Origin of the sequence: Micromonospora auratinigra (assembly GCF_900089595.1) — a bacterium.
Taxonomy (GTDB): domain Bacteria; phylum Actinomycetota; class Actinomycetes; order Mycobacteriales; family Micromonosporaceae; genus Micromonospora; species Micromonospora auratinigra.
In genome coordinates, this window is sequence record NZ_LT594323.1 from 5677684 (window position 1) to 5700365 (window position 22682).

At 74.9% G+C, this 22682-nt stretch carries 27 protein-coding genes and 1 tRNA gene; 21 read left to right on the forward strand and 7 right to left on the reverse strand.

The window, feature by feature from the left end; translation table 11 throughout:
* The first annotated feature begins 430 nt into the window (after nt 1-430).
* From GA0070611_RS25875 to GA0070611_RS25920, 10 genes are all read left to right on the forward strand, one after another.
* The gene (locus tag GA0070611_RS25875) at nt 431-946 is read left to right on the forward strand and encodes a MaoC family dehydratase (protein WP_091669695.1); all 516 of its coding nucleotides are present in this window, start codon (nt 431-433) and stop codon (nt 944-946) included.
* 98 nt (nt 947-1044) lie between these two features.
* Nucleotides 1045-1533, forward strand: a complete 489-nt coding sequence (locus GA0070611_RS25880) for a hypothetical protein (RefSeq protein ID WP_091673446.1) — start codon at nt 1045-1047, stop codon at nt 1531-1533.
* A 50-nt stretch (nt 1534-1583) separates the two neighbouring features.
* On the forward strand, nt 1584-2207 hold the full coding sequence (locus tag GA0070611_RS25885; protein WP_091673448.1) for a TrmH family RNA methyltransferase: 624 nt from the start codon (nt 1584-1586) through the stop codon (nt 2205-2207).
* 68 nt (nt 2208-2275) lie between these two features.
* Nucleotides 2276-2974: a DUF6758 family protein gene (locus GA0070611_RS25890; RefSeq protein WP_331715314.1), complete on the forward strand. Its 699-nt coding sequence runs from the start codon at nt 2276-2278 to the stop codon at nt 2972-2974.
* Between the two features lie 282 nt (nt 2975-3256).
* Complete coding sequence (locus tag GA0070611_RS25895) at nt 3257-4126, forward strand: PH domain-containing protein (RefSeq protein ID WP_091669701.1); 870 nt, start codon at nt 3257-3259, stop codon at nt 4124-4126.
* A 103-nt stretch (nt 4127-4229) separates the two neighbouring features.
* On the forward strand, nt 4230-4979 hold the full coding sequence (locus tag GA0070611_RS25900; RefSeq protein ID WP_231921224.1) for a SigE family RNA polymerase sigma factor: 750 nt from the start codon (nt 4230-4232) through the stop codon (nt 4977-4979).
* Nucleotides 4980-5035: 56 nt separating this feature from the next.
* On the forward strand, nt 5036-6232 hold the full coding sequence (locus tag GA0070611_RS25905) for a hypothetical protein (protein ID WP_231921225.1): 1197 nt from the start codon (nt 5036-5038) through the stop codon (nt 6230-6232).
* A gap of 58 nt (nt 6233-6290) precedes the next feature.
* Nucleotides 6291-7157 carry a PHP domain-containing protein gene (locus tag GA0070611_RS25910; protein ID WP_091669709.1) on the forward strand — a complete coding sequence of 289 codons (867 nt, stop codon included), beginning with the start codon at nt 6291-6293 and terminating at the stop codon, nt 7155-7157.
* Between the two features lie 32 nt (nt 7158-7189).
* Complete coding sequence (locus GA0070611_RS25915; protein WP_091669713.1) at nt 7190-7804, forward strand: MarC family protein; 615 nt, start codon at nt 7190-7192, stop codon at nt 7802-7804.
* A gap of 186 nt (nt 7805-7990) precedes the next feature.
* Nucleotides 7991-8836 (forward strand): RecB family exonuclease, encoded by an 846-nt coding sequence (locus GA0070611_RS25920; RefSeq protein ID WP_231921567.1) that lies wholly within the window; start codon nt 7991-7993, stop codon nt 8834-8836.
* A gap of 11 nt (nt 8837-8847) precedes the next feature.
* Here the strand turns inward: GA0070611_RS25920 and GA0070611_RS25925 are convergent, their stop codons facing one another.
* Nucleotides 8848-9702, reverse strand: a complete 855-nt coding sequence (locus GA0070611_RS25925) for an oxygenase MpaB family protein (RefSeq protein ID WP_091669721.1) — start codon at nt 9700-9702, stop codon at nt 8848-8850.
* A gap of 54 nt (nt 9703-9756) precedes the next feature.
* Entirely contained in the window at nt 9757-10185 is a 429-nt protein-coding gene (locus GA0070611_RS25930; RefSeq protein WP_091669724.1) for a Fur family transcriptional regulator, read from the reverse strand.
* Nucleotides 10186-10356: 171 nt separating this feature from the next.
* Here GA0070611_RS25930 and GA0070611_RS25935 point away from each other — a divergent pair, with 171 nt between their 5' ends.
* A complete protein-coding gene (locus GA0070611_RS25935; RefSeq protein ID WP_091673451.1) occupies nt 10357-10839 on the forward strand; it encodes a DUF2231 domain-containing protein in 483 nt (160 codons plus the stop codon).
* A gap of 7 nt (nt 10840-10846) precedes the next feature.
* Here GA0070611_RS25935 and GA0070611_RS25940 read toward each other — a convergent pair whose 3' ends face one another.
* Nucleotides 10847-11011 carry a hypothetical protein gene (locus tag GA0070611_RS25940; RefSeq protein WP_197675799.1) on the reverse strand — a complete coding sequence of 55 codons (165 nt, stop codon included), beginning with the start codon at nt 11009-11011 and terminating at the stop codon, nt 10847-10849.
* 556 nt (nt 11012-11567) lie between these two features.
* Between GA0070611_RS25940 and GA0070611_RS31405 the strand changes: the two genes are divergently transcribed.
* Nucleotides 11568-11735: a hypothetical protein gene (locus GA0070611_RS31405; RefSeq protein ID WP_167604386.1), complete on the forward strand. Its 168-nt coding sequence runs from the start codon at nt 11568-11570 to the stop codon at nt 11733-11735.
* A 37-nt stretch (nt 11736-11772) separates the two neighbouring features.
* Here GA0070611_RS31405 and GA0070611_RS25945 read toward each other — a convergent pair whose 3' ends face one another.
* From GA0070611_RS25945 to GA0070611_RS25955, 3 genes are all read right to left on the reverse strand, one after another.
* Entirely contained in the window at nt 11773-12264 is a 492-nt protein-coding gene (locus GA0070611_RS25945; RefSeq protein ID WP_231921226.1) for a flagellar biosynthesis protein FlgA, read from the reverse strand.
* A gap of 331 nt (nt 12265-12595) precedes the next feature.
* On the reverse strand, nt 12596-12961 hold the full coding sequence (locus GA0070611_RS25950; protein WP_231921227.1) for an FmdB family zinc ribbon protein: 366 nt from the start codon (nt 12959-12961) through the stop codon (nt 12596-12598).
* 40 nt (nt 12962-13001) lie between these two features.
* Complete coding sequence (locus GA0070611_RS25955; protein WP_091669734.1) at nt 13002-13658, reverse strand: 5-formyltetrahydrofolate cyclo-ligase; 657 nt, start codon at nt 13656-13658, stop codon at nt 13002-13004.
* A gap of 83 nt (nt 13659-13741) precedes the next feature.
* On the opposite strand from GA0070611_RS25955, the gene GA0070611_RS25960 reads away from it, so the two are divergent.
* The 7 genes from GA0070611_RS25960 (at nt 13742) to GA0070611_RS25990 (ending at nt 20745) form a co-directional block, all read left to right on the forward strand.
* On the forward strand, nt 13742-15937 hold the full coding sequence (locus tag GA0070611_RS25960) for a GGDEF domain-containing protein (RefSeq protein WP_197675800.1): 2196 nt from the start codon (nt 13742-13744) through the stop codon (nt 15935-15937).
* Between the two features lie 9 nt (nt 15938-15946).
* Complete coding sequence (locus GA0070611_RS25965; protein WP_091669737.1) at nt 15947-16942, forward strand: UTP--glucose-1-phosphate uridylyltransferase; 996 nt, start codon at nt 15947-15949, stop codon at nt 16940-16942.
* Complete coding sequence (locus tag GA0070611_RS25970; protein ID WP_091669740.1) at nt 16939-18252, forward strand: molybdopterin molybdotransferase MoeA; 1314 nt, start codon at nt 16939-16941, stop codon at nt 18250-18252. The genes GA0070611_RS25965 and GA0070611_RS25970 overlap by 4 nt, the downstream gene beginning before the upstream one ends.
* Complete coding sequence (locus GA0070611_RS25975; RefSeq protein ID WP_091669745.1) at nt 18249-18890, forward strand: GNAT family N-acetyltransferase; 642 nt, start codon at nt 18249-18251, stop codon at nt 18888-18890. The genes GA0070611_RS25970 and GA0070611_RS25975 overlap by 4 nt, the downstream gene beginning before the upstream one ends.
* 179 nt (nt 18891-19069) lie before the next feature.
* A complete protein-coding gene (sepX, locus tag GA0070611_RS25980) occupies nt 19070-19852 on the forward strand; it encodes a divisome protein SepX/GlpR (protein ID WP_197675801.1) in 783 nt (260 codons plus the stop codon).
* A gap of 107 nt (nt 19853-19959) precedes the next feature.
* Nucleotides 19960-20502, forward strand: a complete 543-nt coding sequence (locus GA0070611_RS25985; RefSeq protein ID WP_091669752.1) for a dihydrofolate reductase family protein — start codon at nt 19960-19962, stop codon at nt 20500-20502.
* A 169-nt stretch (nt 20503-20671) separates the two neighbouring features.
* A tRNA-Ala gene (locus GA0070611_RS25990) sits at nt 20672-20745 on the forward strand.
* A 70-nt stretch (nt 20746-20815) separates the two neighbouring features.
* Here the strand turns inward: GA0070611_RS25990 and GA0070611_RS25995 are convergent.
* Entirely contained in the window at nt 20816-21070 is a 255-nt protein-coding gene (locus GA0070611_RS25995) for a hypothetical protein (protein ID WP_231921228.1), read from the reverse strand.
* 357 nt (nt 21071-21427) lie between these two features.
* On the opposite strand from GA0070611_RS25995, the gene GA0070611_RS26000 reads away from it, so the two are divergent.
* Nucleotides 21428-21790 (forward strand): cyclic-phosphate processing receiver domain-containing protein, encoded by a 363-nt coding sequence (locus GA0070611_RS26000; protein WP_231921229.1) that lies wholly within the window; start codon nt 21428-21430, stop codon nt 21788-21790.
* Complete coding sequence (locus GA0070611_RS26005) at nt 21790-22632, forward strand: hypothetical protein (protein WP_091669756.1); 843 nt, start codon at nt 21790-21792, stop codon at nt 22630-22632. The genes GA0070611_RS26000 and GA0070611_RS26005 overlap by 1 nt, the downstream gene beginning before the upstream one ends.
* Nucleotides 22633-22682 lie beyond the last annotated feature (50 nt).

Consider the following 22682-nt stretch of genomic DNA (forward strand, 5'->3'; position numbering starts at 1 on the left):
CATCGAGGGTAATCGCCGTCCGGCCTCGTGCGGAACGCAAGTGCACGCCGCATTTGCGTGACGTGCCGTGATGGGAGCGTTTCCAAGGAGATCGCGATCGGTTCCCGCTACGAGACGGTAACTTGGCGGTTTACGAGGGGGTATCCGACCTGCGGAGATCGCTTGTCAAGGGACCAAAAACTACTCTCCGTATTGTTACAAAAAGATAAATGTGATGTCCGTCTCTGTCGGGGGTGCGGTCCCGTGCGGCAGAATCTCTCGCATCAGAGCGTGGGCGGCGGGTGCCGGGGAGGGCCCCGCCGCTCATTGCGTCTCCGGTCGGTCGGCCCCCTGTGACATTTCCGCAGCGGCAGCGCCCCCGTCGTCTCCTTAACAAGCGGTAAGGCATGCTGTGCCGAACTCCGTCGTCGCCCGTCGAAGGGGACCAGAGATGCAGTTCGGCCGTTACTACGAGGAGTTCGAGGTCGGCGCGGTCTACCGGCACTGGCCGGGCAAGACCGTCACCGAGTACGACGACCACCTCTTCTGCCTGCTCACCATGAACCACCACCCGCTGCACATGGACGCCCACTACGCCGAGTCGGCGAGCCAGTTCAAGCGCAACGTGGTGGTCGGCAACTACATCTACTCGCTGCTGCTCGGCATGTCAGTGCCCGACGTCAGCGGCAAGGCCATCGCCAACCTGGAGATCGAGTCGCTGCGCCACGTCGCGCCGACCTTCCACGGCGACACCATCTACGGCGAGACCACCGTGCTGGACAAGCGGGAGTCCGCCTCGAAGCCGGACCGGGGCGTGGTCGCCGTCGAGACCCGCGGCTACAACCAGGACGGCACGCTGGTCTGCGTCTTCCGGCGCAAGGTCATGGTGCCCAAGCAGGAGTACGCGGCCGCCGCCGTGCCCGAGGGCGTCGACCCCGAGCGGCCGAGCTTCCCCGAGCCGCGCTGACCCTGGCGTACGACGAAGGGCCCCCCTTCCCGGCGATCCCGCCGGCGAGCGGGGCCCTTCGCCCGTTCGGCGGGCATATGCTGACGCCGGAGGTGCCCATGAGCCACCCCGCCGGCGAGCCGCCGCCCGCGACCGGGCGTCGCCCCGCCCCGCTGACCACCGCGGCCTACTCCGCCGCGGAGTGGGACCTGCTGACCGACCTGCCGGGTCGGGTCCTCGTCGCCGCCGCCGCGCCCGGGCCCGGGCGCGGGCCGCGCGGGGTCGCCGCCGGGCTGGCCGGGCTGGACGCGGTGGCGGCCGGCCGGGGCTTCGACAGCGATCTGGTCCGTGCCGTGGTCTCCGCGATCTACGCCCGGCACGACGGCACCACCCGGGACGAGCGCCTCACCGACCTGGTCGACCTGCTGGCCGCCGCCCGGGCGGCGGTACGGGTGCTCCGCCGGCGCGCCGACCCGGCCGACTCGGCGGCGTACCGGCAGTGGGTGGAGTCGGTGGCGGTCCGGGTGTGCCGGTCCGGGGACGTCGAGCCGACCCCCGCCGACCGGCGCTTCCTCGACCGGCTCGGTGGCGCGCTGGAGCTGCGCTGACCGGGGTGCCGCCGGTCGCCGGCCCGGGTGGGCCGTACCCTCTTCAGACCGTGACCGACGACCAGCTCGACGTGGGTGTGGGGCCCTGGCCCGGCGACCCGCCGGACGATCCGCGGTACGACCCGGAGCTGCTCGCCGAGGGCGACCGGCGCAACGTGGTGGACCGGTACCGCTACTGGCGGCGCGAGGCCGTGGTGGCGGACCTGGACCGGCGCCGGCACGACTTCCACGTGGCCGTCGAGAACTGGCAGCACGACTTCAACATCGGCACGGTGGTCCGCAACGCCAACGCCTTCCTCGCCGCCGAGGTGCACATCGTCGGCCGGCGGCGGTGGAACCGGCGCGGGGCCATGGTCACCGACCGCTACCAGCACGTCCGACACCATCCCGCCATCGAGGACTTCGTGGCCTGGGCGGCGGCGGAGCGGCTGCCGGTGGTCGGCATCGACAACCTGCCCGGCTCGGTGCCGCTGGAGACCGGCACCCTTCCCCGGCGCTGCGTGCTGCTCTTCGGCCAGGAGGGGCCGGGGCTCTCCGAGCCCGCCCGCGCGGCCTGCGAGCGGCTCTTCTCGATCGCCCAGTACGGCTCCACCCGGTCGATCAACGCCGGGGTGGCCAGCGGCATCGCCATGCACGCCTGGATCCGCGCGTACGCCGGGCCGCCCCCGGCCTGAACCGTCCGATCCGGCCCGATCCGGCCGCTCCGCTTGACGCCCCGGCGGCGCGGGGTGACGGTGGGACGGTGAGTGTCGTGGTGAGTTGTCCCAGGTGTGCCGGGCCGGTACGGGCGCCGGACCTGATGCACGGCGAGTCCCGCTGCCTGCGGTGCGGACCGGTGCCGCCGCTGCACGTGCCCGAGCACATCAGTGCCGAGATCATGGCGAGCGTGGTGGAGCGGGTGGCCGCCGGAACCGACCCGGAGCCGCGGGCCGGGGTGCCGCTCTGGTGCCCGTGGCCGCTGCCCACCGGGTGGACCCTGACCGGGGTGGCCTGGGCGGGGGACGACCGGGACGGGGTCCGGGCGACCGCGGTCGCCTGCGCCGGCCCCGCCCCGCTCGACGGCGGGCCGGCCGACCTGCTCTTCGTCGCCGAGGAGCCCGGCGTCGGGCTCGGTTCCCGCTTCGCGGGACTGCCCGGACCCGATCCGGGGCCGCAGGTCGAGGAGGCGCTGGCCGATCCCGGCCCTGGTCACGCCGAGCGGGTGCCGCACGCGAAGATCAAAGTGGGCGGTCACCCGACTCCACTGTGGCTGGTGAATTCGCCGACAGATCGAAGCGCGTACGCCGGCGAGGCTCGGGGAATGTGGCTCCATGCGATAGCCTGGCCGGCGAGTGCGGGTCACCTCCTCGCGGAAGAAGTCGTGCTGCACGACCTCACCGAGTGGACTCCGCCCGAACTCGTGTACGGCGCACCGTCCCCCTACCTGCACGGGCAGGCCTGACCGGCCGGCACGGCAAGTCGGAAGACGGACGCAGATATTCACTGTACGACACCATGCTGATACTCTGGGTGCCGCTGCGGTAAACGGACCCGGCGCCGCGCGAGAGGATGGCCCGCTATGGTCAAGAAGGTCCTCACCTGGGCCGGCATCGCATTCTTGATCTTCTTTGTTGCGTACCGGCCCAACTCCGCCGCCGACGTCTTCAAGTCCCTCGGTGGCGGCATCATGGACATCGCTCAGGGCTTCGGCGACTTCTTCACCAACCTCGTCGCCTAGCCGCCGATGGGAAGCCCCTCCGGTCCACCCTTCGACCCCGACGACCCCGACTGGTCGCGGCGGGACACCGAGCCCATCCCCCGGGTCGGTCCCGACGACGGCCCCGGCTACGGTGCCGGACCCGGTCTGGGCGACGGTCCCTCCCTGTCGGACGACGCCGGCTTCGGCGACGGGCCGGGCTACGCCGGCGAGGGGCGTTCCGGGCGGGCCTGGATCCGCGATCCGGAGGCCGGCTACCAGCAACCGCAGATCTCCGAGGAGGAGCTCCTCGGGCTGCGGGTCGACGCGCAGGGGATGGCCCCACGCCGGGTCCTGCCCCTGGAGGACGAGCCCAGCTCGCTGGTCGCCCGCTACCTGTTCCCCACCGAGCGCTACCGGGGCGAGTGGAAGCGGCACTGGATCCACCTGACCACGCCGATCATCGTCGGCATCGCGGCGACCTTCGTCCTCGGCTACCTCTCCGGCTTCCTCGCCGGGCGGGACGTCGGGGCGCTGACCACCGTCGCGGTGCTGCTCTGGTTCGCGGTGATGGGCTGGGTCGCCTGGCGGGTCGCCGACTGGTGGTACGACCGCTTCATCCTCACCAACAAGCGGGTGATGGTGGTCAACGGCATCATCACCCGGCGGGTGGCGATGATGCCCCTGGTCCGGGTCACCGACATGAAGTACGAGCAGACGCCGACCGGGCGGGCGCTGAACTACGGCACCTTCGTGCTGGAGTCCGCCGGCCAGGAGCAGGCGCTCCGCGAGATCAAGAACCTGCCCAACCCGAACGAGCTCTACCTGCGCGTCGTCGAGGAGATGTACGAGCCGCAGGCCGTCGAGGCGCGGTTGGGCAAGGAAGCGGACGAGGCCAAGGCCGACGACGGGGCGTGAAACTTTTCGTCCGAACATCGGACGGACAGCGCACCATTTGCCGTCGACCCGACCCACCCGGACGTGGCAGCCTGCGAAGCAGGACGGGGTGCGGAGGTGCGCGGTGGCGAACAGAGACCCGCTGGAGGAGGAGTTCCGCGACTTCGTCGCGGCCCGGTCCAGCGCCCTGCTGCGCACCGCGTACCTGCTCGCCGGGGACTGGGCTACCGCCGAGGACCTGCTCCAGACCGCGCTGGCCAAGACGTACCTGGCCTGGAAGCGGCTCGGCGGCATCGAGGCGATCGAGCCGTACGCGCGCCGGGTGCTGGTCAACACCTCGACGAGCTGGTGGCGTCGGCGCTGGCACGGTGAACGTCCCACCGAGGTGCTGCCCGAGCGGGCCGGGGTGGACGAGATCGAGCAGCAGCTCGACCGCGACGCGCTCTGGCGTCACCTCCAGGCGCTCCCGGCCCGGCAGCGGGCCGTGCTGGTGCTGCGCTACTACGAGGACATGTCCGAGGCGCAGACCGCGGCGCTGCTGGAGATCTCCCCGGGCACGGTGAAGAGCCAGACCTCCCGGGCCCTGAACACCCTGCGCAAGCGGCTGGGCTCGGCGGCCGCCCTCGGCCTGCCCGCGGACCCGCCGGCTCCGGCCGAGCCGGTGCCGAGCCGCCCCGCGCCCGCCGACCGGTCCGCTGCGCGGCCCTCCGCCGCCCAACCCGCCGCCCAGCCGTCCCGCGCCGAGTCCGGGGCCGGGCCGGCGACCGCCCGGTCCGGTGCCCAGCAGGGTGCCGCTCGACCCGGTGCCCGGCCGGCCAGCGCTCAGCCGGCCACCCGGTCGGTGGCCCGGCCCGTCCCGGTGGAGAGCCGATGAGCCGCCCGCCGCAGCCGGCCGACAACCGTACGGGCCACTCGGAGCGTCCATTGGCCGTGACCGAGGACGACCTGGAGCGGGCGCTGCGCGACACCTTCGCCGGTCGCGTCGGCACGTCCCGGCCGTTCGCCGCCGACCCGGCCGGCGTCGCCATCCGGCGGGCCCGGCGCACCGGACGCCGCCGCGCGCTCGCCGGGCTGGCCCTGGCCGGGGTGGCGACCGCGCTGGTCACCACCGGGATGGCGCAGCTCGGCGGTCCGACCGGGCACGGCGAGACACCCATCGTGGTGCTCGGCGACCCGCGCGGCGACACGCCCACCCCGCTGCCCGCCACCCCCCGGCCGGCGACCGGCCCGGTCCGGGCCGAGCTGGACCTGCTGATCGGCTCCCGGCTGGAGACCAGCTCCGGCGAGCAGCGCGAGCTGACCGGGGTGGGTCCCGCCGAGCGGGCGCAGCGCGTCCCCGACCGGGGCGGCTGGCTGGTCACCTCGGCGGTCACCGCGGCCGGCCGTACCCTCTGGTGGGTCCCGCCGAACGGCAGCCCGCCGCAGGTGCTGCTGGCCGGCGCGGAGGCCATCGCGGTCGCCGCCGACGGACGGCAGGTGGCCTGGCGCGACGGCGCCGACGTCCGGGCCGCCGGCCTGGTCGCCGGTCAGCTCCTGGCGACCACCCGGGCGGCGGTTCCGGCCGGCGTGGTCCCGGTGGGCTTCGCCGCCGACGCGGTCCTGCTCCGGCAGCCCGGTCGGGGCGGGTTCCGGCTGTGGGACCGGTCGGCCGGCGGACAACCGGGCAAGGTGCGACCCGAGGTGCTGGACGTCTACGGCACCCTGCCGGACGGCCGGGTGGTCGGCGAGATCTCCACCGGTACGCCCCGACGTGCCTGCCTGGCGCTGCTCGACCCGGCCCGCGACCTCGCCCCGGTCCGCACCGGCTGCGGCCTGCAGCTCGCCACCGACAGCCCGGCCGGGGTCTCGCCGGACGGGCGCTGGCTGCTGGTCAACGGTCGCACCGCCGCGCTCCTGGTCGACCTGCGCGCCCTCGACGCCACCGTGACGGCCCACCCGGCCGGGCCGGCGCTGGCCGCCGGTGCGGTGTGGACCTCCGCCGGGGTGGCGTTGTACCGGGACGCCGCCGGCCGACTGGTCCGGGTCCGCCCCGACCGGGTGGTGGCCGGGGAGGCCGCCACCGGGTCACCGGTCGACGGGGTGACGCCGGGCGAACGGCTGGTCGTGGTGGCCGACGCCGGCCGCTGACCGCCGGCCGCTGCCCGCCGGCGGGTGGGCGTCGCCGCCGGGCGGTAGCGTCGACGGGGTGAGCGCCGCCGCCCGGATCGACCTGCACACCCACTCCACCGCCAGCGACGGCACCCTCGGCCCGGCCGAGCTGGTCCGGGCCGCCGCCGACGCCGGACTCGACGTGGTGGCCCTCACCGACCACGACACCACGGCGGGCTGGGACGCCGCGCTGGCCGCGTTGCCGACCGGCCTCACCCTGGTCCGCGGCGCGGAACTCTCCTGCCGCTGGGACGGCGTCGAGCCGGCGATCCCGCTGCACCTGCTCGCGTACCTCTTCGACCCCACCGAGCCGGAGCTGGCCGCCGAGCTGGCCCGGGTCCGGCGGGCCCGGGAGGAGCGCGGCGAGCGGATCGTCCGGCTGCTCCGGGCCGACGGGATCGACGTCGACTGGGCGGAGATCCTCACCGGCGCGGCCGGTGGCACGGTCGGCCGCCCGCACATCGCCCAGGCGCTGATCAGGGCCGGACTGGTGGCCACCACCACCGAGGCGTTCGGCCCGGACTGGCTGGGCGAGCGGTACCGGCTGCCCAAGGAGGACATCGACGTGTTCCGGGCGGTGGCGCTGGTCCGGGCGGCCGGTGGGGTGCCCGTCTTCGCCCACCCGAGGGCCAGCCGGCGGGGACGGATCGTGCCGGACGAGCTGGTCGTGGCGCTCGCCGAGGCCGGGTTGGCCGGCCTCGAGGCGGACCACGAGGACCATTCGCCCGCCGAGCAGGCGCACGTCCGGCGACTCGCCGCCGAGCTGGATCTCCTGGTCACCGGCTCGTCGGACTTCCACGGCACGCACAAGACGGTCCGGCTCGGCGCGCACACCACCGAGCCGGAGGCGTACGAACGCCTCGTCGCGCTGGCCGCCGGGGTGACCCCGGTCGCTTCGGGCTGAAAGCCTCCGGGCGACGCCGCTACGGTGTGCGCGTGGATCTCAAGCTCTTCGGCGAGGTCTTCGTGACCCTGCTGGTGATCGTCGACCCGCCCGGCATGATGCCCATCTTCCTCGCGTTGACCGGGCCGTTGCCCGCGCGCGACCGGAACCGGGCCGCCTGGCAGGCCGTCGCGCTGGCGCTCGGCGTCATCGTGGTGTTCGCCGTGGCCGGCCAGACCATCCTGGCGTACCTGCACGTCGACCTGCCCGCCCTGCAGGCCGCCGGCGGGCTGTTGCTGGTGCTGGTCGCGTTGGAGCTGCTGACCGGCAAGGCCGACGATCCCAGCCAGCAGGTCACCTCGAACATCGCCCTGGTGCCGCTCGGCACCCCGCTGCTCGCCGGTCCGGGCGCGATCGTGGCCACCATGCTCTTCGTGCAGCGGGCCGGTGGGTTCACCGACTACCTCGCCATCGCCGCCGCCATCGTCGCGGTGATGGTCTCGGTCTGGGTGGTGCTGCGCTTCTCCGGCGGCATCGTCAAGATCCTCCGCCCGGGTGGCATCGAGGTGCTGACCCGGATCGCCGGTCTGCTGCTGGCCGCCATCGCGGTCCAGCTCATCGCCGACGCGATCGCCGCCTTCGTCACCCAGTACGTCACCATGCGCTGACCCGCACCCGGTGCGCCCGGCGGCGCGGCGGCGCCGGACCGTTGCGGCGGCGCGGTCGGCGCGCCGCTGTCGGACCGGGATGGCAGGATCTCAGGCGTGCGACGACCCTCCCCGACCGGACGACCCACCGGTGGCCGGCCGCCCCGGCCCCGCGCCGAGCAGGCCGAGCAGCTCGGCTTCGAGGGGATGCCCGAGCGGCTCTTCGTCTGCACCCCCAGCAAGCTCGGCGCGTACGCGGACTGCCCCCGCCGCTACCGCTACTCCTACGTCGACCGGCCCGCCCCGCCGAAGGGGCCGCCGTGGGCGCACAACTCGCTCGGTGCGAGTGTCCACACCGCGCTGAAGAACTGGTACGCGCTGGCCCCCGACCGCCGCCGCCCCGAGGTGCTGGGCACCCTGCTCAAGGGCACCTGGGTCCGGGAGGGCTACCGGGACGACACCCAGGAGCGGGACGCCTTCGGCCGGGCGCTGGCCTGGCTGGAGGCGTACGTGGCCGGGCTCGACCCGGCCGACGAGCCGATCGGCGTGGAGCGGGTCGTCGCGGTCAAGACCGGCGTGCTCGCCTTCAACGGCCGGACCGACCGGATCGACTCCCGGCCCGGCCCCGACGGGCGGCCCGAGCTGGTCATCGTCGACTACAAGACCGGTCGCACCGGGCTGGACGCCGACGACGCGCGCGGCTCCCAGGCCCTCGCCCTCTACGCGTACGCGGCCGAGCGGACGTTCCGGCGGCCCTGCCGTCGGGTCGAACTGCACCACCTGCCCACCGGCACGGTCGCCGCGCACGAGCACACCGAGGAGTCGCTGCAGCGGCAGCTCACCCGGGCGGAGGAGACCGCCCGGGACATCATGGCCGCCGAGCGGGCCGTCACCGACGGCGCGGACCCCGACGAGGCGTTCCCCACCACCCCGGGCCCGCGCTGCGGCTGGTGCGACTACCGGCGCAGCTGCCCGAGCGGCGCGCAGGCGCCGGGCAAGGACCCGTGGGCCGCCGTGGAGCGACTCGCCGAACCCGCCACCGGGCAGGACTGACTCCCGCCCACTCAGGCGGCGGCGGTGAGCCGGGCGGCGCGGTCCTTCGCGGCCTGCTGCAGCGGCCCCTCCCGGTAGCGGCGGGGCACCGCCGCCAACGCGAGCCGCAGCGCGCGGGCGCTCAGGTCGGCCGTCAGCGCGGTGGTCGGCAGGCCCAGGCCGCCGTACAGCCGCTGTGCCCAGGGCGGCAGGAGCGCCATCGCCAGGCCGGCGACGCCGAAGTACGCCCAGCGCGGCGGCCCGAGGCTGAGGCCGAGCCGTACCGGCCGGCTGACCTTCCACGGGATCGGCGGCGCGGTCAGGAACAGGGCGGTCTCCGCCGCCTCCTTCGTCATCCGCAGCTCGCCGTGGACCCGCCGGTAGTAGTCGGCCACCTCGGCGGCGGTACCCGGCACGTCGGCCGGGTCCAGCCCGACCAGGGCCGCCGACCGCCGCTGCTCGGTGTAGTAGCCGTCGACCTCGGCGTCGGTGAGGGACAGGCCGGCCCGGCGCGCGGTGCTGACGAAGGACTCGACCTCGGTGACGTGCACCCAGCGCAGCAGGTCGGGGTCGTCGACCCGGAACTGCTCACCGGTGAACGGGTCACGGGCACGCAGCCGGGCGTGCAGGGCCCGCAGCCGCCGGCCGGCCGCCTCCGCCTCGGCGGTGGTGCCGTAGATCGTGGTCGCCACGTAGGTGGCGGTGCGTACCAGCCGGCCCCACGCGTCGTTGCGGTAGTCGCTGTTCTGGGCCACGCCGGCCATCGCCCGCGGGTGCAGCGCCTGGAGGTAGAGCGAGCGCAGGCCGGCGACGATCAGGATCGGTTCCTCGTGCACCTTCCACGTGACCGACCCGGGGCCGAACAGACCGAGGTCCTCGGAGTCCACCGCCCAAGAGTGCCACGCGCCGGGCACCCGTCGCCCGTCGTGCGGGCCGGTGGGTCAGTCGTCGGCGGAGCGGCGCGCCTGGCAGCCGGGGCAGAGGCCCCAGAAGGTCACTTCCGCCTCGTCCACCTCGAAGCCGTGCGCCACGTTCGGGTCGAGGCACGGGGCGCTGCCCGTCGCGCAGTCGATGTCGGCGATCTCGCCACAGCCCCGGCACACCACGTGGTGGTGGTTGTCGCCGACCCGGGCCTCGTACCGCGCCGGGGAGCCGGCCGGTTCGATCCGGCGGGAGAGCCCGGCCCGGGAGAGCGCCCCCAGCACGTCGTAGACCGCCTGGGTGGAGACCGAGTCGAGCCGTTCCCGGACCCGACGGGTGATCTCGTCGACCTCCAGGTGGCCGCCGGCGGCGAGCACGTCCAGCACGGCGAGGCGCGGCCGGGTGACCCGCAGGCCCCGGGACCGGAGCAGTTCCTCGCCGCTGGACATGGGTCAATGACAGCACGGGTGTCCGGGGCCGACAAGGGACCCGGAATCGGGGGTGGCCGGGGCCACAGGTGAACCGGACGGGGCCGGCGCGCGTGGGTTGCGCCTGACGGCGACGACGGCTCCACCGTCGTACGCTGACCGCGCGGTTCCGCCCATCTGCCGGAGGTGTCGGTGTTCAGGGAAATCAACGGTCTGCCGGGTCACATCCTGGTCGTGCACGCCGCCGTGGTGCTGGTGCCGCTGCTGGTGCTGGTCTCCGTCGCGTACGGGGTGCTGCCCCGCTGGCGTCCCCGGCTCGACTGGGCGGTGGCGATCCTCGCCGTGGTGACCCCGATCGCGGCCTGGCTGGCCACCGAGTCGGGGGAGGCGTTCGAGGAGGCGCTGGAGCAGAAGAACTACCCGGCGCAGATCCTGGCCAAGGTGCACGAGCACTCGGAGTACGGCGAGACGCTGCGGAACGTCACCTTCGGGCTGGCTCTGGCCGCGCTGCTGCTCCTGCTGGTCACCAGCGGCTGGGCGCGGATCCGCAACCTGCCCCGCTGGCTGGCCCCGGCGCTCACCGCAGTGGTGGCGGTGTTCGGCGTGCTCGCCCTGGTCTACGTCTACCTGACCGGCGACAGCGGCGCGGAGGCGGTCTGGGGCGGCACGCTCTGACCGCCGGTCAGAAGAGCACCCGGGAGCAGAGCAGGCAGGTCAGGATCACCAGCACCACCGCGGCCACCACGCCGAACCCGTAGGTGAGCCGCTGGGCCTGCTGCTCGGACCGGTCCATCGCGGCCATGTCCTGCGGCGGCAGGTGCCGGGGCGGCGGTGGCTGTACGTACACCGGGGGACGCCAGCCCGGCGGCGGCGCAGTGGTGGGTGGCGGTCCGGCATAGCCGGAGCCGGGCCCGCCGCCCGGCGTCGTCGGCCCGCCGACCTGATCGCCGAGGCCGGGTGCCGGCCGCGCCCACGGGCTCTCCGGCTGACCCGCACCCGCCCCGGTGAACGGTTCGGGACGGCCCTGCCCCGGCCCTGGGTGGCCGGGCCGAGCGGGGCCGGGCACGTGGTCCGTCGGAGCGCCGGTCCCGCTGTGGCTGCCGGGCCGGGCGGGGCCGGCTGCGTCGTCCGTCGGGCCGGCGGTGTCGCTCCGGCCGTCCGGCCCGGCGGGGCCGGGCGGGTACCCGGGCTCCGGCTGTGCGACGGCCGGCCGGCCGGCGGGGTCACCGGGGCCGGGTGGCCCGTCCGCTGCCGGACCGCGCCAGATCTCGTCCTCGGGGCTGCCACCGCTCGGGGTCGTCACGCCGACCGACGCTACCAACGCCCCGGCCGGTCGGCCGCCCGACGCGTCGGCACGGGTCACCGAGGCGGACCGGGCCGGTCGGCGGGTATCCTTGCCGCTCGTGACCGATCCCGGCAGGCGTGGCGACGACGAGCGTGTGGTCGAGCTCAGCGACGACTTCCTGGTGCTGCCCGAGCAGACCACCGACGACACCGACCGTGGCTGGGGCGAGCGGGCCGGCGGCCGGGACGACTGGCTGCTGGCCGAGCGCCCGCCGCACTGGGAGTGACCTCCGCCCCGGTGCCGGTACCGACGTCGTCGGCGGGTCATTCGCGCACCACCACGGCGAAGCGGCTCCCCTCGGGTGTCCCGACCGCCCGCTGTGCCTGCTCGGGCCGGAGCGCCAGGTAGAGCGCCGAGGAGCCGTCGAGCGCCCCGGCGGGACCCACCACGTCGAGCACCAGCGCCCGGGTGGCGAGCAGGGTCGGCTCCCCGGCCGCCCCGCCCGGTGGTACGAGCAGCAGATCCACCCGGGCTCCGGGGCGGAGCACGGCGAGCGCGGCCGGCTCGGCCAGCCGGACCGGTACGCCCACCGAGCCACTCGGCAGCGGCAGCGCGCCTGTCGGGGCCTTCGGCGGCGGGTCGGCGGTCGGGCCGGGCGTGGCGGGGGCGGGACCGGACCGCGGGCAGCCCTCGGGTGTGGCGAGGACCGTGGCGGCCAGCCCGAGCAGCACGGCGACCGACGTCGCCCGTAGCAGGGTGCCGCCGCGGGGCAGCACACGCCAGCGCACCGGCCGTAGGGATTCGTCGCCCGCCACCCGTGCTCCTCCCGCCGCGCCACCTCCGACGGCAGCAGGCTAGGAGCGTTCCCCACCCCGACCCCACCGGTCACCCACACCCTGTGGACAACCCCCCACCCTGTGGAAAACCCCCGCCCCACCCCCCACCCCTGCTATGCCCCCGCCCTCGCCCGCACGCCCCCGCCGTCCACGAGCCGCGTCGATCTTGCACTTACTGCCCGGGCAGAAGTTGCCGATCGGACGTCGCCCGGGCACAAACTGCATGATCGGCGCGCGTGGGGAGGCCGGCCGGGGCGGAAAAAGAGAGTGGCCGCCCGGACGGGGCGGCCACTCTCTTCGGGTGCGGGCGTCAGGACGAGGCGCTGGCCGCCGGGGCCTTGCTCGACGAGGCGCTGGTCGAGGACGAGGTCGAGGAGCCCGAGCCGGAGCCCGACGAACCCGACGAACTCGACGAGGAGGACGACTCGGACTTCGCCGCCGGCTTGCTGGTGGTGCCCGCGGCGGTGTCGGAACCGGAGGACCGCGAGTCGGTCCGGTAGAAACCGGAGCCCTTGAACACGACACCGACCGAGTTGAAGACCTTGCGCAGCCGCCCCTCGCACGCGGGGCACTCGGTCAGCGGCTCGTCAGAGAAGGACTGCACCGCCTCGAGCTGGTGGCCGCACGCGGTGCAGGCGTACTGGTACGTGGGCACGTTCTCCTCCGGATCTGGCACGGCCGGTTGGCACTCGACTTGTCCGAGTGCCAATGGTGCGTCATCGGACCCGGGTTCGTCCAGCGGAAGCGCCCCGGCCCACATCCCCGAGGGTCACCAACCCGCCCGTCGGGGTGATCGCCGCCCGGACGGGAAGGTCGTGCGGTTCCGCCGGCACGACGTCGACCAGTTCCCCGTCGTGCAGCAGCGCCACCGTGGGGACGCCCGCCGGCACCCGGGCCAGCGCCCGGTCGTACGAGCCGCCGCCGCGGCCCAGCCGCCGGCCCCGGTGGTCGAGCGCGAGCGCGGGGACGACCAGCAGGTCGGCGGTGGCGACCGCGCCGGGACCGAGCGGCGGACCGGTGGGCTCGCGCAGTCCCCGCCCGGCCGCCCGCAGCGATTGCGGGTCGGCGTACCGGGCCCAGTCCAGGTCGAGATCGTCGCGCAGCACCGGGAGCAGCAGCTCCGCCCCGGGCTCCAGCGCCGCCCGCAGCACCTCCGGCAGGTCGCCGCCGCCGGGCTCGGAGCCGACCGGCACGTACGCGGTCAGCCGGGCCGGGCGCAGCCGGCGTACCAGGGCGAGCAGTTCGGCCCGGACGCGCGCCGCCGCGTCCGCCCGCTGCGCGGCGGTCAGTGACCGACGGCGGGCGAGTAGGGCGATCCGCAATTCACGTTTCGCCTCATGCGTGACATCCGCTCCATCAGTAAATTCCGGCACGCAACACTCCTGACGCAACGCTTGCCTCGCCGTCGCTCTGTGTCAGCATCGCAGCAAGGGGCGCGGAACTTCCGGGGGGAAGCTTGACGCTACGCGGGCGGTTGACGGCGGCCTTCCTCACGGTGGTGCTCGGCCCTGTCCTGCTCGGCGCCTTCTTCGTCGGCTCGACGATGGCCACCCTCGACCGCAGCCGCTCCACCGAACGGTTGGGCCTGGCGGCGGCCGGGGTGCGTACCTCCGTGGACGCCCTCTGCCAGCAGCTGCGCGCGGCGGCCGACGCGGTCGCGCTGGTCACCGACCCGGCCGCCCGGCCCCGCGCGGCCACGCAGGTGGTGGGGCGCGGCCTGGCCGCCGCCGTGACGATCACCGACACCGCCGGCCGGACCAGCTACGCCACCCCCGGCGGCCCGGAGACACCCTGGCGGGACTGCGCCGGCGACCCGCCGGCCGGTGGGCCGGTCCGGGCGCTCGCCGCCCGGGTCCAGCTGCGCGACCCGGCCGGCACCGACCTGGGCACGGTCGCCGCCGCGCAACCCGTCGACCCGGCCTTCGTCGCCCGGCTCGCCGCGGTGACCGGCGTCGCGGTCACCCTCCTCGACGACGCCGCCGGCCCCGACCGGATCACGCACACCACCGAGACCCGAGGGGTACGCGAGGCGGTGCTGGCCGCCGCCCGCACGGTCGGCGGGGACCGGGTCGCCGAGACCGGTGACGGCCGGTACGTGCGCCGGGTCGGCCCGGTCCCGGGGCAGCCGTTGCCGCTGGTCCTCTCGGTGCCCGGGGAACGCCCGCCGCACCTGTACGCCGCGCTGGTCGGCGCGGTCGCGCTGGCGGCCCTGCTGGCCGTGGCGGCCGCCTGGCGGCTGGCCCGGGTGACCACCCGCCCGCTGGTCGAGCTGGCCGGCGCGGTGGACCGGGTGGCGCACGGCGACCTGACCGCCCGGGTGCCGGTCCGCAGCCGGGACGAGATCGGCCGGTTGGCCGGCGCGTTCAACCGGATGACCCGGGAGACCGGCAGTTACGTGGCCGCCCTCACCACCAGCCGGGACCAGCTGCGCGGGCACCTGGCGGTGCTCGGCGACACCCTGGCCAGCACCCACGACCTGCAACGCATCCTGCGGGTGATCCTGCACAGCGCGATCGCCGCGACCGGTGCCCGGGCCGGTGCCGTGCTGCTCCTCGACGGCGACGGGCTGCTCGTCGGCCGGTGCGTGGAGGGGCTGGACGGGCCCGACGCCGACCCGGCGGCCCTACGGGTGCCGGTCGGGGCGGGGGTGGTCGGCACGGTGGCCGCCACCGGGGAGCCGCTGCACGGCCGGTGGGACCCGGAGCGGGCCGGGGCGGGGGAGCCGAGCTGCGAGACGTACGTGGCGGTGCCGTTCGCCGCCCCGGGCGCCGCGGAGCTGGGCGGGCGCGGCCCGGACCGGCCCGGCCACCCGCCGGCCGACGGCGAACCGGCGCCGCCCGGTTCCACCGCGCTCGGCGTGCTGGCCCTGTACGACCGGGTCGGTGCCGCCGAGTTCGACGACGACGACCTGGTCACCCTGCGCACCTTCGCCGGGCACGCGGCGGTGGCGGTGGAGAACGTCCGGGTGCACGAGGAGGCGCAGCGGCTCTCGCTGACCGATCCGCTCACCGGGCTGTGGAACTACCGCTACCTGCGGGAGTCGATCCGGCGGGAGGTGGAGCGCGCCAACCGGTTCGGCCGGATGCTCAGCGTCCTCGCCCTCGACCTGGACCGGTTCAAGGACGTCAACGACACCTGGGGGCACGCCGCCGGGGACGCCGTGCTGGTCGAGTTCGCCCGCCGGGTACGCGGCGAGATCCGCGAGGTGGACCTGGCGTTCCGGCACGGCGGCGAGGAGTTCGTGGTGCTGCTGCCGGAGACCGACGCGCGGGGCGCGACGATCGTCGCCGAGCGGCTCGGCGCGGTGGTCCGCGACCAACCGGTGCCGGTGGACGGCCACGCGGGGGAGCCGGTCCGGGTGCCGGTGACCGTCTCCATCGGCATCGCCGTCTACCCCGACCACGCCGCCGGGGGACAGCAGGTGCTCGACGCCGCCGACGACGCGCTCTACGCCGCGAAGGCCGCCGGGCGGGACGGCTACCGGCTGGCCCGGCCGGCCGAGCCCACCCCGACGCAGGAGATACCCGTGGTGGCGGCCGCCGTGAGCCCGCCCGACGGACTGCCCCGGGCCGGTACGCCGGACGCCGCGGGCACCGGGCAGGGCGGCGCGTCTTCCGGTCCTCACCCGCCGCGGCAGAGCCGTGGCCGATAGTCTCGCGACATGTCGGAGCACTCAGCGAACCCCTCAGCGACCGCCGCGACCGGTCGCTCCCGCGCGGTCAAGGCCGTCATCCCGGCCGCCGGCCTGGCCACCCGGTTCCTGCCGGCCACCAAGGCGGTCCCCAAGGAGCTGCTGCCGGTCGTCGACCGGCCGGTGCTCCAGTACATCGTCGAGGAGGCCACCCAGGCCGGCATCACCGACGTGCTGCTGATCACCGGGCGCGGCAAGACCGCCATGGTGGACCACTTCGACCGCCGCCCCGACCTGGAGGAACGGCTGGCGAAGAAGCCCGAGCTGCTGGCCGCCGTCAAGCGCACCGAGGAACTGGCCGACATCTACACCGTCCGGCAGCCCGAGCAGCTCGGCCTCGGCCACGCCGTCGGGTACGCCGAGGCGCACGTCGGCGACGCACCCTTCGCGGTGCTGCTCGGCGACGAGTTCGTGAAGCCGTCCGAGCCGCTGCTGCCCGCGATGCTGGAGCTGCAGGCCCGTACCGGCGGGGTGGTGCTCGCCTTCTTCGAGGTCGACTCGGCCGAGACCAGCCGGTACGGCATCGCCTCGGTGGAACCCGCCGAGTCGGAGTTCGGCGACATCGCCGAGGTGGTCAAGGTCACCGGCATGGTGGAGAAGCCGAAGCCGGAGGACGCCCCGAGCAACCTGGCCGTCCTCGGCCGGTACGTGCTGCCGGGCCGGATCTTCGAGGCGATCCGGCGGACCAGGCCGGGCAGCGGTGGCGAGATCCAGCTGACCGACGCGATGGAGCTGCTGCGTACCGAGGGGGTGCCGGTGCACGCCATCGTCTACCGGGGCACCCGCTACGACACCGGCCAGCCGCTCGGCTACCTGCAGACCGTGGTGCAGATCGCCGCCGACCGGGAGGACCTCGGCGCCGAGTTCCGCAAGTGGCTGGCCGAGTTCGTCAACAACGGCGACGAGACGGTCACCTCGGCGATCCTGGACGGGGTCCGCGGCGCGTCCGGCGGTGCCGTTACATGACCGCGACGGCCGACGCCGAGGCGGCCGCGAACGAGCTGACGCCGCTCGCCGACTACCTGGGCAGTGTGCTGCGCAGGTTGCGCGCGCTGCCTCCGCTCGACCTCGACCTCACCCAGGCGTACGGCAACGTCCTCGCCGAGGACGTCGTCGCGCCGCACTCGTTCCCGGCCTTCGACCAGGCGGCGGTGGACGGGTACGCGGCGCGCTGGGAGGACATCTCCGGGGGGAGCCGGGGCCCGGGTTACGTCCCGGCCCCCTCCGGCATGCCGGGTGGCCGCAGCATCCGGCTGAACGTGGTCGGTGACCTGGGCGCGGCGAGCTGGCGACCGGTGCGGCTCACCCCCGGCTCCTGCTTCTCGGTGGCGGCCGGCGCGCCGCTGCCCATCGCCGCCGACGTGGTCGTCCCGGTGGAGTGGACCGACCAGGGCATGGCGGCGGTGGAGATCTTCCGCGCCCCCAAGCGCGGCTACGGCGTGCGCCGGGCCGGTGAGGAGCTGCCGGCCGGCACCCTGCTCGCCCGCGCCGGCACGTACGTCTCGCCGGCCCTGGTGGCGGTCTTCGCCGCCACCGGCATCGGGCACGTGGTGGTCCGGCCCAGCCCCCGGGTGGTCATCGTGGCCACCGGCGACGAACTGGTCGACGTGGGCCGGGGCAGCCAGCCCGGCCAGGTGGTGGACGCCAACTCGCACGCGTTGACCGCCGCCGCGGCCGAGGCGGGGGCGCTCGCGTACCGGGTGGGGATCTGCGACGACGACCCGGAGGGGCTGCGCGGCCTGCTGGAGGACCAGACCCTGCGGGCCGACCTGATCATCACCACCGGCGGCACCGGCACCGGCCCGGGCGACATGGTCCGCCGGATCCTGTCCCGCCGGGAGGGCGGTCGCGCCGGACCGGTGGCCTTCACGGAGGTCGCCCTCTATCCCGGAACGGCCCTCGGGTTCGGTACGGTCGGCGCCGAGGAGGTGCCGGTGGTGTGTCTTCCCGGTGAGCCCGGCGCGGCGCTGATCGGCTTCGAGGTGCTGGCCCGCCCGGCCATCCAGTTGCTGGCCGGGGCCGAGCCGGTGTTCCGGCCCAGCGTCCGCGCGCACCTGCTGGAGACGGTCTCGTCGCCGGTGGGGCTGCGCGAGTTCCGTCCCGCGCACGTCGCCGAGCGGCGCGGCGGCGGGTACACGGTCCAGCCGCTGGCCGGCGGGCCGTTCACCCTCTCCGGGCTGGCCGAGGCGAACGGCCTGCTGGTCCTCGGTGAGCGGGTGACCACCGCCGCCGCCGGCTCGACTGTGGACGTGCTCCTGCTGGACCGGCGCCGGTGATCTTCCGACGCCCGCCGGGCTGGCCGGCGGTGCTGGTGGACGGTGCCGTGGTGCTGCGCCCCTACCGGCGGGCGGACGCGGTGGCCTGGTCGGAGATCCGCCGCGCCAACCGGAGCTGGCTGTCCCCGTGGGAGTCCCACCTGCCCGGGAGCTGGGACGAGTCGAACTCGCCGTCCGCCTTCCGGTTCGTGCACGCCGACCAGCGCCGCTCGGCGCGTACCGGTGAGGGCATGCCGTTCGCGGTCTGCCTGCGCGAGCACGGGCGGGAACGACTGGTCGGGCACCTCAACGTCGGCAGCATCGTGCGCCGGGCGTTCTGCTCCGGGTACGTCGGGTACTGGGTGGACGCCCGGGTGGCCGGCCGGGGAGTGATCCCCACCGCGGTGGCGCTCGCCGTGGACCACGCCTTCGGCCCCGGCGGACTGCACCGGGTGGAGGTGAACATCCGCCCGGAGAACACCCCGTCGCGGCGGGTGGTGGAGAAGCTCGGCTTCCGCGAGGAGGCCTACCACGTGCGGTACATGCACATCGACGGCGCCTGGCGCGACCACATCGGATACGCGATGACCAGCGAGGAAGTGGCCGCCGAGGGTGGCCTGCTGGCGCGGTGGCACCGCGTACGTGACAGTCGAGGGTGAAGCGTCCCACCCGTCACGCCCCGGCGCGGCGTCCCGGGAACCCGGTCGGCGGCCCGTAACCTCAAGTAACTGCAAGCTGTGGCAAGCGCTGCCCTACCGCACGATCTGCGCCGTAAACGACCGGCGACGGAACAAGTTGCGGCCAGGCGGCGCTCGCCCCGAATTCGGTGACGGGAGGGGTGAGGGTGCCGACCTCGGTGCTCCTCGCCGTCCTCGCCGCTGCCGGCCTGCTCGCTCTCGCTCCGGCGCTGGTCCGCCGGTACGACGCCACCGAGCGGCTGGTGGCGGAGCGGGCGCAGTCGACGGCCCGGGTGCTCCAGCGCCGCCGTCGACGTCGCACCGTGCCCGGACGACGGCCGGTGCATCCGCCCCGCGCGCTCGTTGTGACACTCAGTGAGGATGCGGGCACGGGGAGTCTCGCTCCGCCGGTCTCCGCGCCCCCGGCGCGCCGCCGGTCGGGGCGACTCCGGTCGGTCCCGGCGAGCCCCGGCAAGTCCCGCCGACGGCACCCGCCGAAGCGCCGGCACACCCCGGCCGTCTACCGCCGTCGCCGGGTCCTCGCCGCCCTGCTGCTGCTCAACTTCGTCGAGCTGATCGGCGTGGTGCTGGTGAGCCCCGGGTTCTGGATCAGCGTCTCGGTCAGCGGCGCCCTGCTCGTGGCGTACGTCGTACACCTGCGCAAGCGGGCCCTGGCTGAACGCCGGCGGCGGCGCGCGGAGGCCCGGGAGGCGGCCTGGCTGGCGGCCCGGCAGGCCGAGGTGCGCCGGGAGCAGGCCCGTCGCGCCGCCGCCCGGCGGGAGGCACAGCGGCGGCTGGCGGCCCAGCGCGAGGCGGTCCGGCGTACCGCGATGGGGTTGGACCGGCCTGCGGACCTGCCGCCCGCGGCCGGTGGCGGCTCGGTCTCCTACCGGCGCGCGGGCGGCCTGCGCGGCCGGCCCTACCAGTCGGGCCGGGGGGCCTGAGCCGTCCCCGACCGGCCCGGCGAAATTTCTTTCGCCGGCCTGTCGAATCCGGCCCGGCCCGTCCGTCGGGATGGTGAACGGCAGGCTCGACCCGAGGGAGCACAACAATGGGCAGGATCGTCGCCAACTTCTTCATCTCGCTGGACGGCGTCGTGGAGCGGCCCGACCAGTGGCACTTCCCCTACTTCGACGAGGAGATGGGTGCCGCGGTCGGCCGGGGGATGCAGCAGTCCGAAGCCTTCCTGATGGGGCGTCGGCTGTACCAGGAGTGGGCCGGGTACTGGCCGGAGCAGACCGAGGACCAGGACTTCGCCCCGTTCATCAACGCGCTGCCCAAGTACGTCCTGTCGCACACGCTCACCGAGGCGACCTGGCAGAACACCACCGTGCTCGGCGGTGACACGGCCGCCGAGCGGCTGCGCGAGATCAAGGCGGGGCACGAGGGCGAGATCGCCATGTCCGGCAGCGCCACCACGGTCCGCTGGCTGCTGGCGAACGGCCTGCTCGACGAGCTGCGCCTCCTGGTCCACCCGATCGTGGTCGGCCACGGCCAGCGCCTCTTCGAGGACACGCCCACCCACCCGCTGCGGCTGGTGGCGTCGGAGACCTTCAAGTCCGGCGTCCTCAATCTCACCTACGCCCCCGCCTGAGCGTCCCCGCTGCGGAGGTCTGGGGATTTTTGGGTAGCTATGGCGGCCTTCTGCTTCCAAGATCTCCGCATCCGGCGGGGTGGTTCGCGGGGGAGGGGGGTGAGCTGTTAGCCTTGTCGCGGCCCGCCCGGTGAAAGCCGGGTGGGACCGACGCCGGTACGCCGGCGGAGGGGCTGTGGCGCAGACCGGTAGCGCACCTCGTTCGCATCGAGGGGGTCAGGGGTTCAAATCCCCTCAGCTCCACCCAGCAAAAGGGCCGTCTCCCGTACCGGGAGGCGGCCCTTTTCCGTGACGACCTGCGCGTCGGGTTCGGTCAGGGTGACGGCTCGTGGAAGTAGACGGTGGCCGACCACCAGTCGCCGTCGGCAGAGACCTCATCATGCAGAACGACGTCCTGAATCTCGATGCCGGGCTGTTGGTCGAGGAGGTCGGCGAGGCGACGTAGCAGCGTCGGCACGCCCGCCTGGCTCGCCAGTGAGAAGTGCTTGATGGTCCAGGACTTCGGTTCCGGCGGCATGGCGGCAGTCTGCCAAGGGTCCCGACACCGGTCGGGGTACTCGTACGGCATGCCGTCATGATCCTTTCCGGGGGCGGGTACGCCTACGGCTGACCGACCGCCGTGTCGTGCAGCAGCGCGGTGAGTTCACGGGCCCGGCGCTCGCCGGGAAAGTCCCCGGCGAACAGATCTGGCGGCGGTCGCGACCGTACGCCGTCTGCGGTATCCGCCGCCCCGCCCGTGCCAGGTCACACCGAGGAAGGGAACCGGGACGACCGGCCCGTCGGGGGTGTCGACGACTCCGACGTAGCTGCGGCCACCGGCCCGGGCTGTCCTGCGCGTCACAGGGCGGAGGGTATCCGGAGACCACCGCACCGGGTGTCCCAATTGTGGTCGCGGGCGTCGCTGCCGTACCGGGAGGATGGCGGGGTGACCACCGAGAAGCTGATCCTGCTGGTCGACGACCTCCGCTCCTTCGTGGACGGTCGGTCCGCGGAGGTGGCCCGGACCAGCGCGGCCGGTGTCGAGGCGCTGGAGCGGCACCGCGACCGGCGGCTGGACGAACTGTGGCTCGACCACGATCTCGGCGGGGACGACACCGTCTGGCCGGTCGTCGAGGTGCTGGAACGGGCCGCGTTCGAGGGCCGCCCGTACGACGTCGGCGTGGTCCACGTGCACTCGGCGAACCCGGCCGGCGCGGAGCAGGTCGGGCAGGCCCTGCGGCGCTGGGGTTACCAGGTCCGCCCGGCCGCCGGTTCGCCGGAGGTCGGCTACCTGGACGAGGCCGGGTAGTGCCGGCCGGGGAGCTGCTGCGCCGGGCCGCGACCGAGGTGGGTGTCGCCCCGGGGGCGTTGGAGGTGCTGGCGCAGCGCGCGGGGCGACTGGTGACGCGGGCCGGCGACGTGGTGGTCAAGGTCTGCGCCGAGGCGGGCGGCTTCGCGGCCGAGGCCCGCGCGGTGCGGCTGCTGGGGGCGGCCGGCCTGCCGGTGGCCCGGGTCCGGGTGGTCCGCGACGGGCCACCGGGCGTCATCGTGCTGGACTGGACCCCGGGCCGCGCGGTCCGCGCCGACGACGATCCTGGGGTACGCCGCCAGGTCGTGGACCTGCTCACCCGGGTTCACCGCCTGCCGGCCCGACCACCGTACGGCGGGACCAACCCGGACCTGGTGACCTGGATCGACGGCTGGTCCCGTCATGCCCTGCACCGCTGGGCGCGGTCGGCCGGAGGCGATGACGTGCGCGCCGCCGGGAGCTGGTACCGGCGGGTCCGACCGCTGGTCGCCGGCCGGGCCGGTTCGCTGGTGCTGCTCGACGGCGCGGCGGAGCACTTCGTCGTCGGGCCGGACGGGCGGGTGCGGCTGATCGACGTGGCGGAGCTTCAGCCCGGTGATCCGGTGATGGACCTCGCCGTGCTGAGCCTGGCGACGCCGGCCGTCCTCGCCGGAGTCCTGGACCATTACCACCAGTCCGAGGTCACGGCGGAGCACCTGACGGAGCTGCTGCCGTTCCACCGGTTCCTGCGCGCGCTGGCCGCCGCCGACTGGGCCACCGACGTACGCGATGATCCGGCCGCCGGCGCGGCCTGGCGGGACCGGGCGGCCGCCGAGCTGGCCCGGGCCACGTCCGGGCGGTGAGCCCGGCTCGGCGGAGCAGCCGGGCGGACGGTCGGTGGCCGCTGCCCACC